The 12498-nt window shown below is 58.9% G+C and carries 14 protein-coding genes; 8 read left to right on the top strand and 6 right to left on the bottom strand.

The window, feature by feature from the left end:
- Positions 1-6 precede the first annotated feature (6 nt).
- Entirely contained in the window at positions 7-966 is a 960-nt protein-coding gene (locus QF010_RS16620) for a YbgA family protein (protein WP_429533534.1), read from the bottom strand.
- A 133-nt stretch (positions 967-1099) separates the two neighbouring features.
- Positions 1100-2086: an NAD(P)/FAD-dependent oxidoreductase gene (locus QF010_RS16615; RefSeq protein WP_033061266.1), complete on the bottom strand. Its 987-nt coding sequence runs from the start codon at positions 2084-2086 to the stop codon at positions 1100-1102.
- A 196-nt stretch (positions 2087-2282) separates the two neighbouring features.
- Between QF010_RS16615 and QF010_RS16610 the strand changes: the two genes are divergently transcribed.
- Together QF010_RS16610 and hemH are read left to right on the top strand one after the other, a co-directional pair.
- Positions 2283-3185: a TIGR01777 family oxidoreductase gene (locus tag QF010_RS16610; RefSeq protein WP_429511913.1), complete on the top strand. Its 903-nt coding sequence runs from the start codon at positions 2283-2285 to the stop codon at positions 3183-3185.
- A gap of 13 nt (positions 3186-3198) precedes the next feature.
- Positions 3199-4221: a ferrochelatase gene (gene hemH, locus QF010_RS16605; RefSeq protein ID WP_033061270.1), complete on the top strand. Its 1023-nt coding sequence runs from the start codon at positions 3199-3201 to the stop codon at positions 4219-4221.
- A 105-nt stretch (positions 4222-4326) separates the two neighbouring features.
- Here the strand turns inward: hemH and QF010_RS16600 are convergent, their stop codons facing one another.
- Together QF010_RS16600 and upp are read right to left on the bottom strand one after the other, a co-directional pair.
- Positions 4327-5601 carry a uracil-xanthine permease family protein gene (locus tag QF010_RS16600; protein WP_033061271.1) on the bottom strand — a complete coding sequence of 425 codons (1275 nt, stop codon included), beginning with the start codon at positions 5599-5601 and terminating at the stop codon, positions 4327-4329.
- 2 nt (positions 5602-5603) lie between these two features.
- The gene (upp, locus tag QF010_RS16595; protein WP_033061273.1) at positions 5604-6242 is read right to left on the bottom strand and encodes a uracil phosphoribosyltransferase; all 639 of its coding nucleotides are present in this window, start codon (positions 6240-6242) and stop codon (positions 5604-5606) included.
- Between the two features lie 166 nt (positions 6243-6408).
- Here upp and QF010_RS16590 point away from each other — a divergent pair, with 166 nt between their 5' ends.
- From QF010_RS16590 to QF010_RS16575, 4 genes are all read left to right on the top strand, one after another.
- Positions 6409-6966, top strand: a complete 558-nt coding sequence (locus QF010_RS16590) for a hypoxanthine-guanine phosphoribosyltransferase (protein WP_033061274.1) — start codon at positions 6409-6411, stop codon at positions 6964-6966.
- Positions 6967-6970: 4 nt separating this feature from the next.
- Positions 6971-7444, top strand: coding sequence for a WbuC family cupin fold metalloprotein (locus QF010_RS16585; protein WP_429533533.1), 474 nt, complete (start codon positions 6971-6973; stop codon positions 7442-7444).
- A gap of 154 nt (positions 7445-7598) precedes the next feature.
- Positions 7599-8084 carry a hypothetical protein gene (locus tag QF010_RS16580; RefSeq protein WP_429533532.1) on the top strand — a complete coding sequence of 162 codons (486 nt, stop codon included), beginning with the start codon at positions 7599-7601 and terminating at the stop codon, positions 8082-8084.
- Between the two features lie 63 nt (positions 8085-8147).
- Positions 8148-8435 (top strand): PA4642 family protein, encoded by a 288-nt coding sequence (locus QF010_RS16575; protein WP_033061276.1) that lies wholly within the window; start codon positions 8148-8150, stop codon positions 8433-8435.
- Between the two features lie 217 nt (positions 8436-8652).
- Here the strand turns inward: QF010_RS16575 and mqo are convergent, their stop codons facing one another.
- On the bottom strand, positions 8653-10161 hold the full coding sequence (mqo, locus tag QF010_RS16570; protein WP_429533531.1) for a malate dehydrogenase (quinone): 1509 nt from the start codon (positions 10159-10161) through the stop codon (positions 8653-8655).
- Between the two features lie 740 nt (positions 10162-10901).
- Positions 10902-11135: a hypothetical protein gene (locus tag QF010_RS16565; protein ID WP_033061279.1), complete on the bottom strand. Its 234-nt coding sequence runs from the start codon at positions 11133-11135 to the stop codon at positions 10902-10904.
- Between the two features lie 205 nt (positions 11136-11340).
- Between QF010_RS16565 and QF010_RS16560 the strand changes: the two genes are divergently transcribed.
- Entirely contained in the window at positions 11341-11925 is a 585-nt protein-coding gene (locus QF010_RS16560) for a YajG family lipoprotein (RefSeq protein WP_033061281.1), read from the top strand.
- Positions 11926-12173: 248 nt separating this feature from the next.
- Complete coding sequence (locus QF010_RS16555; RefSeq protein WP_033061282.1) at positions 12174-12455, top strand: hypothetical protein; 282 nt, start codon at positions 12174-12176, stop codon at positions 12453-12455.
- Positions 12456-12498 lie beyond the last annotated feature (43 nt).

Below are 12498 nucleotides of genomic sequence, written 5' to 3'. Positions count from 1 at the left end.
TTGTCATTAGATCGCGTTTCGCAGACTGAGGTTTTCCGGGTGCGGTTGCAGGTAAACCTGTTGCGCAATGTAGGGATCCGGGTGTTGACGGAAGTAGTGTTTGAGCAGCGTCAGCGGCACCACCAATGGCACGATGCCGTGGCGGTACTGACCGATGACGTGCTGCACTTCCTGTTTGTCTTCAGGGCTGATCGTCTGTTTGAGATAGCCACTGATGTGTTGCAGGACGTTGGTGTGGGTGCGGCGTGTGGCGCATTTTTTCAAGGCCGCCATCAGCTCGCTGAAATAGCGTGGACCGAGTTCGTTCGGGTCGGTCTGACCCATGTTGCCCAGCAGGTTGCCCAGGGTTTTGTATTGCACCGGGTTGTGGGCCATCAGCAGGTATTTGTAGCGCGAGTGAAAGTCCGTGAGGCCACGGCGAGTCAGGCCTTCGCGCAGCAACTGCTGCCAGGCACTGTAGGCGAATACGCGGGTGAGGAAGTTTTCTCGCAGCACCGGGTCGTTGAGTCGGCCGTCTTCTTCCACCGGTAAATCCGGATGCCGCGCGCAGAACGCCTGGGCATAGATGCCACGGCCACCACCGTCCACCGGCGCCCCGTTGGCGTGGTAGACCTTGACCCGATCCAGGCCGCATGACGGGGATTTCTGCATGAAGATGTAGCCGCAGATGTCACCCAGTTCCGCGGCCATTTTCTGACCGTACTCGGCCAGCGGCCGGGTGACATTGAGTGTCGGGTTAACGGTACCGATAGCTTCTGGATGTTCGGGATCGCCAACCAGACGGATCGGTTCACGGGGAATACCGAGGCCAATGGCAACTTCGGGGCAAACCGGGATGAAATCGAAATAGTCCGTGAGGGTGCGACTGCACAGCCGCGACGCCTTGTGCCCGCCGTTGTAACGCACTTCTGCGCCCATCAGGCAGGCGCTGATGGCGATCTTCGGTTTCACGGTCACGTGGAGCATCGGAGCACCTCGAATCTAAACCTGTACAGACTGTCCGGTCTGTACAACATAACTTCATCATAGATTCAAAGGTGTACAAGTCAAATTGTTTGTATAGGTTTTGCCGTCGGGCCTCCTCCCGGATCGATGCGGTTCACTGCAGATGCGCGTGCAAGCGGCGGGCGGCTTCCTGGCCGCTGAGCCAGGCGCCTTCGACACGACCGGACAAGCACCAGTCGCCACACACATACAAGCCCAGATCGGCATCGGCCAGGGCGCCCCATTCATGGCTGTTGGCGGGGCGGGCGTAAAGCCAGCGGTGGGCGAGGCTGAAGGTCGGGGCGGGCATGGAGTCGTGCAGCAACTCGGCAAATGCGCCGTGCAATTGCTCGATCACCGCTTCCTTGGACAGGTCGATATGTTGCCGGCTCCAGGCGCTGGTCGCATGCAGCACCCACGTATCGAGGGTGTTATCGCGCCCGGGTTTGCTGCGGTTGCGAGCCAGCCAGTCGAGCGGGCTGTCCTGTACGAAGCAGCCTTCCATGGGCGTATCCAGCGGTGTCTCGAACGCCAGCGCGACAGCCCAGGTCGGGTCCATTTTCACCCCGGCGGCGGCACCGGCGAGTTTCGGCGCGGAGGCCAGCAGTGCAGTCGCCTGAGGTGCCGGCGTGGCGATAATCACATGGCTGAACGGGCCGTGGGTGAAGCCTTCGGCGTCCTGCAGATGCCAGTGCTCTTCGCCGCGATAGACCTCGGTAATGCGGCAGGCGAAATGCACTTCCAGGTCGCCGAGCAGACCGCGGGTAATGGCGCTCATGCGCGGCGTGCCGACCCAGCGCGTCTGTTCGTCCGGCGACAGGTTGAGCTGGCCGCCATGGTAGGTGTAGAGCTGCGGCATCCATTCAGCAACCCAGCCGTTGCCTTGCCAGCGCTGGACTTCAGTGACGAAGCGGCGATCGCGGGCGGTGAAATATTGCGCGCCCAAGTCCAGAGCACCCGCATCACTGCGCTTGCTTGACATGCGTCCGCCACTGCCGCGGCTTTTATCGAAAAGTTGAACGACATGCCCGACCTCTGTCAGGGCCTGGGCGGCGGAGAGCCCGGCGATGCCGGTGCCGATGATTGCGATAGGTACAGTCATAGGGGCCTCGTTTACCTTTCTGTACAGACTACGCCGTGGTTTAAACCTGTACAATATTGTTTTTTGGTATAACTTTTAGCGTTCTCGTTCTGACAGCTTGGCCTATTGTTAATCACAGAGCCTGCCCGATACCAAAGATCCCTGCTTATAAAAATAGACTAGTGATCAGGGTAAAACGCTACGCGAGGAAGTAGTCATGCACATATTGCTGACCGGCGGTACTGGTTTGATAGGACGTCAACTCTGCCGCCTCTGGTTGAGTCAGGGTCATCGCCTGACGGTCTGGAGTCGCAAACCTGAAAAAGTCGCGAAAATCTGCGGTGCCCAAGTGCATGGAGTGGCCCGCCTCGAGGACATCGGTCAGGAGCCAGTGGATGCGATTATCAACCTCGCGGGTGCACCGATTGCCGATCGCCCCTGGACAACCAGACGCAAAGCGCTGTTGTGGAGCAGTCGCATCACCCTGACTGAAACCCTGCTGGCCTGGCTCGAAACCCGTGAACAAAAACCGCAGGTGTTGATTTCGGGGTCTGCGGTCGGTTGGTACGGTGACGGGGGCGAGCGGGAATTGACCGAGAAGTCTCCACCGGTGATCGATGATTTCGCCAGCCAGTTGTGCATCGCCTGGGAAGAAACCGCCCAGCGTGCCGAAGGCTTGGGCATTCGCGTGATCTTCATTCGTACCGGGCTGGTGTTGTCGGCCGAGGGCGGCTTTTTGTCGCGGCTGTTGCTGCCGTTCAAAATGGGGCTGGGCGGGCCTATCGGCAGTGGCCGGCAGTGGATGCCGTGGATCCATATCAACGATCAAATCGGCCTGATTGATTTTCTTCTGCATCAGGAAGACACCAGTGGTCCTTATAATGCCTGCGCGCCCAAGCCGGTGCGCAACCGCGAGTTTGCCAAGACGTTGGGCAGCGTGCTGCACCGCCCGACGTTCATGCCCATGCCGGCCCTGGCGTTGAAGGTGTGTCTGGGCGAATTGTCATTGCTGTTGCTGGGCGGCCAGAAGGCCGTACCGGCTCGCTTGCTGGAAGCGGGTTTCACTTTCCGGTTCACTGATTTGCGCGCGGCTCTGGACGACCTTTCCAGCCGCCTTTGAAATAGGACGTTGCATGACCGATCACGCATTGCTTCTGGTCAATCTGGGCTCACCGGCCTCCACCTCGGTGGCGGATGTGCGCAGTTACCTCAATCAATTTCTGATGGACCCGTATGTGATCGACCTGCCCTGGCCGGTTCGACGTTTGCTGGTGTCGCTGATCCTGTTCAAGCGCCCGGAGCAGTCTGCCCATGCCTACGCCTCGATCTGGTGGGAGGAGGGCTCGCCGTTGGTGGTGCTCAGCCGTCGCCTGCAACAGGCCATGACGGCCCAGTGGACCCACGGTCCGGTGGAGCTGGCGATGCGTTACGGTGAGCCGTCTATTGAATCGACGCTGGTGAGCCTGGCGGCTCAGGGTCACAAGAGGATCACGATCGCGCCGCTCTATCCACAGTTCGCCGACAGCACCGTGACCACGGTGATCGAAGAAGCCAAGCGGGTCGTGCGGGAAAAGAATCTTGATGTGCAGTTTTCGATTCTCCAGCCGTTCTACGATCAACCGGAATACCTCGATGCGCTGGTGGCCAGTGCCAAACCGCATCTGCAGCAGGATTACGATCACCTCCTGCTCAGCTTTCACGGCTTGCCGGAGCGGCACCTGAAGAAGCTCAATCCTGGCCACAGTTTTGAGGGTGGCGGCGATTGCTGCGCGGGTGCACCACCGGAAGTGGTCGCGACCTGTTATCGCGGGCAATGCTTGCGTACGGCGGCAGAGTTTGCCAAACGCATGGGTTTGCCGGACGGCAAGTGGTCGGTGTCATTCCAGTCGCGTCTGGGACGAGCCAAATGGATCGAACCCTACACCGAAGCGCGCCTTGATGAGTTGGCTGGAATGGGCGTGAAGAAAGTACTGGTGATGTGCCCGGCGTTCGTCGCCGATTGCATCGAGACGCTGGAAGAGATCGGTGATCGCGGTAAAGAGCTGTTCCTCGAGGCGGGGGGAGAGGAGTTGGTGTTGGTGCCGTGCCTCAACGACGATCCGCAGTGGGCGCGGGCGTTGAGCACCTTGTGTGAAAGAGCCCCGTTGGCCCTCTAAAAGCTTCGCGGGCAAGCCTCGCTCCTACAGGATTGCGTCGTTTGAATAGTCGACATAAAACCTGTAGGAGCGAGGCTTGCCCGCGAAGACAATCTAAAGGCTGGCTTACAACAACGATTCACTCGCCTTTTTGTGCTTCCAGCTGTCATTACCCGGCAGCAACAGGTTCAGCGCAATCGCCGTCACCGCACACAGCGCGATGCCTTTGAGGCCGAAGTCGTCTGGCCCTGTGCCGGTGCCGACCAGGACGCCGCCAATCCCGAACACCAGGGTCACCGAGACAATCACCAGATTGCGCGCTTCGCTCAGGTCGATCTTGTGGCGAATCAGCGTGTTCATGCCCACCGCCGCTATCGAACCGAACAACAGGCACAGAATCCCGCCCATCACCGGCACCGGAATGCTTTGCAGCAGCGCGCCGAACTTGCCGATGAACGCCAGGCTGATGGCGAAAATCGCCGCCCAGGTCATGATCTTCGGGTTGTAGTTCTTGGTCAGCATCACCGCGCCCGTCACTTCGGCGTAAGTTGTGTTGGGTGGACCGCCGAACAGGCCGGCTGCGGTGGTGGCAATGCCATCGCCGAGCAGGGTGCGGTGCAGGCCGGGTTTCTTCAGGTAATCGCGACCGGTCACGCTACCGACTGCGATCACGCCGCCGATGTGCTCGATGGCCGGGGCCAGGGCCACCGGAACGATGAACAGAATCGCCTGCCAGTTGAATTCCGGCGCGGTGAAGTGCGGGATTGCAAACCACGGTGCAGCGGCAATTTTCGCGGTATCAACGACGCCGAAGTAGAACGCCATCGCAAAACCCACCAGCACACCGGAGATGATCGGTACCAGGCGGAAAATGCCTTTGCCGAACACCGCGACGATCAGGGTGGTCAGCAGTGCTGGCATCGAGATCAGCATCGCCGTCTGATAATGAATCAGCTCAGTGCCATCGCCAGCCTTGCCCATCGCCATGTTGGCGGCGATCGGCGCCATGGCCAGGCCGATGGAGATGATCACCGGGCCAATCACCACCGGTGGCAGCAGACGGTCAATGAAACCGGTGCCTTTGATCTTCACCGCAAGGCCGAGGAAGGTGTAGACGAAACCGGCCGCCATCACGCCGCCCATGGTCGCCGCGAGACCGAACTGGCCCTTGGCGAGAATGATCGGAGTGATGAAGGCAAAGCTCGACGCCAGGAACACCGGCACCTGACGCCCGGTGACGATCTGGAACAGAATCGTCCCCAGGCCAGCGGTGAACAGCGCGACGTTCGGGTCGAGGCCGGTAATCAGCGGCATCAACACCAGAGCGCCGAAGGCCACGAACAGCATCTGCGCACCCGACAGCACCGTGCGCCAGAGCGGATCGTTGAACTCTTGCTGCATGCTCAAGCGTCCTTCTGCTTGGTGCCGAAGATCTTGTCACCGGCGTCGCCCAGGCCTGGGATGATGTAACCGTGTTCGTTGAGTTTCTCGTCAATGGAAGCGGTGTAGATGGTCACGTCCGGGTGAGCTTTCTCTACGGCGGCGATGCCTTCAGGGGCAGCCACCAGCACCATCGCGCGGATATCCCGGCAACCGGCCTTTTTCAGCAGGTCGATGGTCGCGACCATGGAGCTGCCGGTGGCGAGCATCGGGTCGATGATCATCGCCAGGCGTTCGTTGATTTCCGGAACCAGTTTTTCCAGATAGGTGTGGGCTTGCAGTGTTTGTTCGTTGCGGGCTACGCCGACGGCGCTGACTTTGGCGCCCGGGATCAGGCTCAGCACGCCTTCAAGCATGCCGATACCGGCGCGCAGGATCGGTACTACAGTAATTTTCTTGCCGGCGATTTTCTCGACCGACACAGTGCCGGCCCAGCCTTGGATATCGTAGGTTTCCAGCGGCAGGTCTTTGGTGGCTTCATAGGTCAGCAGGGCACCGACTTCCTGAGCGAGCTCACGGAAATTCTTCGTGCTGATGTCGGCGCGGCGCATAAGGCCGAGTTTATGGCGGATCAGCGGATGGCGGATCTCGAGGATGGGCATGGGAAAGGCTCCGGCGGCGGGCAAAAAAACCGGCCTAGATTAATCTATCCGAGGGTGTTGTCCTATAGACATACAGTACGTTAGTCCACAAACGCTTGATCTGGCCTCGCTTGATGCGTACCTTTGCCCGCTTTTCCGAATCCGCCACCCCCCCCTGGAGAGCGCCATGTCCGCTGATCTCGAGCATATCCGTCAAATCATGCGAGAGGCTGACTGCCTGTACACCGAAGCTGAAGTCGAGGCAGCCATCGCCCGCGTCGGTGCACAAATCAACGACCAGCTGGCTGAAAGCAATCCGGTGGTGTTCTGCGTGATGAACGGCGGGCTGATTTTCTCCGGCAAGCTGCTGACTTATCTGAACTTCCCGCTGGAAGCGTCCTACCTGCACGCTACCCGTTATCGCAACGAAACCAGCGGCGGCGACCTGTTCTGGAAAGCCAAGCCGGAAGTGTCGTTCATCGACCGTGACGTGCTGATCATCGACGACATCCTCGACGAAGGTCACACGCTGGGCGCGATCATCGACTTCTGCAAACACGCCGGTGCCCGCGCTGTGCACACTGCCGTGCTGATCGACAAGGACCACGACCGCAAGGCTCGCCCGGACCTGAAAGCCGATTTCGTCGGCCTGCCATGCATCGACCGTTACATCTTCGGTTACGGCATGGACTACAAAGGCTACTGGCGTAACGCCAACGGGATTTTTGCTGTTAAAGGGATGTAAGAACATGACCACGCCGAGCTTTCTTGATCAAAAATTGTTCGCTGAATTGGCCGAGAAAGCTGCGGCGAATCCTCGCGGGCGTCAGCATCACAACTTCCATCAGATGGAAGAGGCTTGCCATCGCATGGTAGTGGGTTTGCAGCCGTCCACGTACATCCCGCCTCATCGGCATCTGGGGGACAACAAGGCTGAAACCCTGTTGGTCCTCAAAGGGCGGCTTGGTGTGCTGATCTTCGATGAGGCCGGCGTGGTGGTGCGCAAACAAATTCTGCAGGCCGGTGGCGACTGTGTGGGTGTTGACCTGCCAACTGGTGTGTTCCATGGCCTGGTGGTACTGGAAGCCGACAGCCTGATGTTCGAGTGTAAGGCCGGCCCTTATCGCCCTGTCGGTGAGGGAGAGCTTGCTCACTGGGCGCCGCGTGAAGGCGAACCGGGTGTCGCCGAGTATCACGCGTGGATGCGCGCGCAGTTCGATTGAACCCATTCTCTGTGGGGGCGAGCCTGCTCGTGAATGCGGTCTGACTGACACATTTATGCTGGATGTGCTGACGTAATCGCGAGCAGGCTCGTTCCACAGAAGTATTTGCAAATACCCATGATAAAGTGCTCGGCCCCGCCCTCCGGAGCCTGTCATGAGCCTTTTGATCCGCAGCTGCGCCGCCCTGTTGTTGACCATCAGCCTGCCTCTGGCGGCCGCCCCGGCGCCGATGCACGCGCAGTTCCTGCCCCCCGATGACCTGACCCTGCGTGACGCGGATCCCGAGCAGCAACAACTGTTGCAGGTTACCGAGTATTCAGTGGTGGTCGGCAGCCAGCGCCAGTCCAACCAGCAGCCAATTCCGGTGACCTCACCGTTGCTGATCCGTCTCAAGGGCAAATCCTTGAACAAAGGCGCGACCATCAACCAGGTGCTGGTCAATTTCGATGGCGAAAGCAAAAGCCTGAAAAAGCCGATCTACGACGATAAAAGCAAAACACTGACGCTGTTTTACCCGATGGCCCAGTACCGGGTGGTGATCGACTTGTTGCGCAATGACACGGTGTATTGCCAGTTCCTCAGCTACGCCAACGGCCATGTCTGGGCTGATCTGCACACGGGTGCTGTTCGTCCGCGTTGAGCCCGGTGGCAAGGGAGGGGTAAACTGCCCGCCCCGTGAAATGTCTGCGAGCTGGAGTCGGCAATGCGTAAAGATAAGAAGCAAGTGATTGGTGACGAGATCGGCGATGAGCAGATCAAGCTGTTCCTCGATTTCGAACCGGTCGACGCCACGTCGCCGTCGTTGCACAAACTGATCAAGGCCTACCGTGGCCTGCGCATCGATGACTTCGAACGTTTTCTGACGTTCTTCGTCGCAGCCGGTCTGGATCTGGACGGCAAGGATGAGCACGGCAATGACTTCGTCGCCCTGATCAAGGATCAGCGCAACGCGGCCGAATACATCGAACTGATCAACAAGGCCCGCGGTTAACCCCAGACCTACTGGTATTTGTGGCGAGGGAGCTTGCTCCCGCTGGACTGCGAAGCGGCCCCAAAATTCTGCGAACGACGGAAATTTTGTGAGCGCTGCGCACTCAAGCGGGACGGTGCGGCGATCCGACAAGCTCCCTCGCCACAAAGATTGTTTCACCGGCCATAAAAAAACGCCCCGCTCTCAATGAGAACGGGGCGTTTTTTATGCGGCCGAATCAAGCGTAGCTTTCGGTCTCGTTGCTGGCTTCAACCAGTTCCAGCGCGACGTTGTTCTGCACATTGATCTTGCGATACAGCGCAGCGTCGGTTTCCAGAACCTTTTCGCGGGCCGGGAAGATTTCCGCCAGTTTGGCAGCCCACTCACCGGATGCTTTGTTCGGGAAGCATTTCTCGATCAGCTCCAGCATGATCGAAACGGTCACCGACGCGCCTGGCGAAGCGCCGAGCAGGGCAGCAAGGGTACCGTCCTTGGCCGCGACCAGTTCGGTACCGAACTGCAGAACGCCGCCTTTTTTCGGGTCTTTCTTGATGATCTGTACCCGTTGACCGGCCACTTCCAGGCGCCAGTCTTCGGCTTTCGCTTCAGGGTAGAAACGACGCAGGGAATCCAGGCGCTGCTCCATCGACTGCATCACTTCGCTGACCAGGTATTTGGTCAGGTCCATGTTGTTTTTCGCCACGGCTAGCATCGGGCCGATGTTGCCGGCGCGAACCGACATCGGCAGGTCCATGAAGGAACCGTGCTTGAGGAACTTGGTAGTGAAGCCGGCGTAAGGTCCGAACAACAGTGACTTCTTGCCATCGACGACGCGGGTGTCCAGGTGCGGCACCGACATCGGGGGAGAGCCCACCGCCGCCTGGCTGTACACCTTGGCCTGGTGGTGTTTGACCACTTCAGGGTTGTCGCAGCGCAGCCACTGGCCACTGATCGGGAAGCCGCCGAAGCCTTTGCTTTCTTCGATGCCCGAAGCTTGCAGCAGCGGCAGTGCCGCGCCGCCAGCGCCGAGGAACACGAATTTCGCGTCGACGTCACGGGAATTGCCGCTGTTGACGTCCTTGATGCTGACGGTCCAGCCGCTGCCGTTACGCTTGAGGCCGGTCACGCGCTTGCAGTACTTGACCTGGGCATCGGGTGCGCTGGTCAGGTGCTTGAGCAGTTGATTGGTCAGGGCGCCGAAGTTGACGTCGGTGCCGTTCATGACGCGGGTGGCGGCGACGACTTCGTCGGCCGGCCGGCCAGGCATCATCAGCGGCATCCATTCAGCCATTTTTGCCTTGTCTTCGGTGTATTCCATGTCCGAGAAGGCGTGGTGCTTGCTCAGCGTCTTGAAGCGTTCCTTGAGGAAGGAAACGCCATCGTTGCCCTGGACGAAGCTCAGGTGCGGCACCGGGCTGATGAACGTCTTGCACGAGCCGAAGGTGCTTTTCCTGGTCAGGTAGGACCAGAACTGCTTCGACACCTCGAACTGGGTGTTGATGTGCACGGCTTTCTTGATGTCGACGGTGCCGTCGGCGGCCTGCGGCGTGTAGTTGAGCTCACACAGCCCGGCGTGACCGGTACCGGCGTTGTTCCACGGGTTCGAACTCTCCGCGGCACCGGAATCCATCAGCTCGACGACTTCCAGCTTGATCGCGGGGTCGAGCTCTTTGAGCAGTACAGCGAGGGTGGCACTCATGATGCCGGCCCCAACCAGTACTACGTCGACTGCTTCGTTATGCGCCATTTAACGCGTCTCCAAAATCTGCAGCACCAAATTGTCGGCATGGCTGCCAGGTGTTCAGGGGCGTGTCAGTGATGCCCCAGGTACTCATGGCAGTATCGCCATGTCCGAATCTTCGCAATTTTTCGCAACTTCGACGGACGCTACCGGCCGGGTCTAAAAGAGTTACATGAACTCACTTCAACGCGCGGCTGGCAATTCGACTTATGGTCGATACATCCGTTTGTGCAACCAAATCCGTAGAGGACAGGCTTCAGGCTCCGGTATTCGAGGCGTACTCGGTCCTGTGTCGTTGGGCTGTTTCAGACGCTAATGGTGCATATTCAGACGCAAAACTATTCATTTGCTCGCCACACTCTTGTGAAGTTGTGAAAACCCGTTTTTTTCACGCTCTTTTGAAGACGTGAACCTCAAAAAGGGCTGCCCCAGCCTGGCACCGTGCCCGGATGGATTGCCGCCATGGGATACATGACAAGCAAAACGGGCAAACAGCTCAGTGACCGAGCGTAATGACAGCTCTGCAGATTCGCGAAAAGTGGGGGTTTTGCTCAAGGAACAGCAAGCGCGCCAGCTTCACTCGATCTGTGTGGGCGGCTCTCTGTGGGCGGTGCGGGGGTTGTCAATACAAGCGCATTGACGATGCTGCGAGGCCCGATCAGGAGACGTCCTTATAATCGGGGGGAGATTGTAGCGAAGAAACGCAGGGAAATGGTCGTGTTTAATGACTTTTATTAGGTGTTCGGTCAGGTGGTCAACGGGTGTTGAGCCCGCGCACGTGGCTGGCGCTGGCTGACACGGGCGCTAGGGGGCAGGGGATGGTGCAGCCAATTGAGACGGATTTCTTCGATTTCGACCCAGCCATCGCCCATCGGCTGAAGGCTGCACTGTTTGAATGCCTGGCAGTGGCCGTTGTGGTCGAGCAGGGCGAAGCAGCGATGCAGAGGACGTGGGTTGAACAGCGAGATCAGGTAGCGCATGGCGAAGTACCTTGTGGGGTGACTGCTGTAAAGGTTGCCAGCGAGCCGTGACGAGCAAGTGTATGGGCGGTGACATATCTGTGACAGGAACCGCGGTCTGAAGGGTTTGTCAGAGATTTCAGTATTCACTGTGAGGTGCTAGTTACCCACAGTGGCCCACCGCTATACTGCGGGCCTGTTTGTGCCTGATTCTGGAGAGAAGAGCATGTTGCAACGCCTGTTGTTCGGTTTGATCACTGTGACCAGTTTGACCCTGGTTGGCTGCGCCCACAGCCCGCAACAACTGAATCCGGAACCCAAGCTGACGACTCAGCTGGCACCGGTCGGCCATGGTCAGCCGGTGGTGGTGCGTGTGGTGGACGGTCGTCCGTCGCCGACGTTGGGCACCCGTGGTGGCCTGTACCCTGAGACCAGCGCGATCACCGTGCAGGGCGCGCAGATTCTGCCGAAGTTGCAGGCTCAGGCCGAAGCGGCCGTGCGGTTGTTGGGCTTCACCCCAACCTCCAATGCGCTGAATGCTCCGCAGTTGACCGTGACCCTGGCCGAACTGAAATATCAGTCGCCTAAAGAAGGCATGTATGTGACTGAGGCCACCATTGGCGCGACGTTCCGCTCCGATGTGCAGAATGCCAATCGTCGTTACAGCGGTCGTTATGGTGCGTCCCTGGATCAGCGTTTTGGTATGGCGCCGAATCAGGAAACCAATACCAAGCTGGTCAGCGATGTGTTGAGCGATGCGTTGACGCGTCTGTTCAAGGATCCGACGATTGGTCAGATTCTCGGCGAATAACCTTTCGGCGAATTGAAAAAAGCCCGGTGCCAGTGATGGCTCCGGGCTTTTTCATGTCTGCTGGTTTCAAGGGGGGTAGCGATCCAGGTTTTCGGTGTGCAACATGACGGCGCCGTGACACAGGGCAGGAATCAGTCAAATGGTTCGTTATTTGTCGGAAAGCAAGGGCACAAGGTGAGGCTTTCGGTAGAATCCGCGCCGCGGCCGCCGGTTCGGCGTCTGCCACACCTGTTCTGCTGAGGTTCGTGATGTCGTTGCATTTGATTTCGCTGTTTACCAACCATCCCGCCAAGTTGATCAACCTGCTGGCCTTGTTGTTGGCCTTCCCGGGTGGTTGGTTGTTACACGCCACTCGTCGCCGCGAACAGCGTGCGAGGGCCATTCTCGAACAAAGCCAGGGTCGTCGTATCGATGAACCGACGTTGATGCTGGATGGGGCGACCCAGCGCATGAACCGGTTTTTCTATCGTTTCGGTTTTGCCTGCCTGGGGTTGGCGTTGCTGGTGTCGTGGATCAGCACACGATTCTAAAGCGCTGACGCAAAACTTGTGGCGAGGGAGCTTGCTCCCGTTG

It is taken from the genome of Pseudomonas silensiensis (genome assembly GCF_050434865.1).
GTDB classification, from domain to species: Bacteria; Pseudomonadota; Gammaproteobacteria; order Pseudomonadales; family Pseudomonadaceae; genus Aquipseudomonas; species Aquipseudomonas fluorescens_W.
Note: the sequence above shows the minus strand (reverse complement) of the source record. Positions and strands in the feature narration are given on the sequence as shown.

Coding starts and splice junctions, on each gene's coding strand:
- QF010_RS16620 (WP_429533534.1), bottom strand. CDS start 966: ATGCTCCACGTGACCGTGAAACCGAAGATCGCCATCAGCGCCTGCCTG.
- upp (WP_033061273.1), bottom strand. CDS start 6,242: ATGCCCATCCTCGAGATCCGCCATCCGCTGATCCGCCATAAACTCGGC.
- QF010_RS16600 (WP_033061271.1), bottom strand. CDS start 5,601: ATGCAGCAAGAGTTCAACGATCCGCTCTGGCGCACGGTGCTGTCGGGT.
- QF010_RS16615 (WP_033061266.1), bottom strand. CDS start 2,086: ATGACTGTACCTATCGCAATCATCGGCACCGGCATCGCCGGGCTCTCC.
- mqo (WP_429533531.1), bottom strand. CDS start 10,161: ATGGCGCATAACGAAGCAGTCGACGTAGTACTGGTTGGGGCCGGCATC.
- QF010_RS16590 (WP_033061274.1), top strand. CDS start 6,409: ATGTCCGCTGATCTCGAGCATATCCGTCAAATCATGCGAGAGGCTGAC.
- QF010_RS16610 (WP_429511913.1), top strand. CDS start 2,283: ATGCACATATTGCTGACCGGCGGTACTGGTTTGATAGGACGTCAACTC.
- QF010_RS16580 (WP_429533532.1), top strand. CDS start 7,599: ATGAGCCTTTTGATCCGCAGCTGCGCCGCCCTGTTGTTGACCATCAGC.
- QF010_RS16565 (WP_033061279.1), bottom strand. CDS start 11,135: ATGCGCTACCTGATCTCGCTGTTCAACCCACGTCCTCTGCATCGCTGC.
- QF010_RS16555 (WP_033061282.1), top strand. CDS start 12,174: ATGTCGTTGCATTTGATTTCGCTGTTTACCAACCATCCCGCCAAGTTG.
- hemH (WP_033061270.1), top strand. CDS start 3,199: ATGACCGATCACGCATTGCTTCTGGTCAATCTGGGCTCACCGGCCTCC.
- QF010_RS16560 (WP_033061281.1), top strand. CDS start 11,341: ATGTTGCAACGCCTGTTGTTCGGTTTGATCACTGTGACCAGTTTGACC.
- QF010_RS16585 (WP_429533533.1), top strand. CDS start 6,971: ATGACCACGCCGAGCTTTCTTGATCAAAAATTGTTCGCTGAATTGGCC.
- QF010_RS16575 (WP_033061276.1), top strand. CDS start 8,148: ATGCGTAAAGATAAGAAGCAAGTGATTGGTGACGAGATCGGCGATGAG.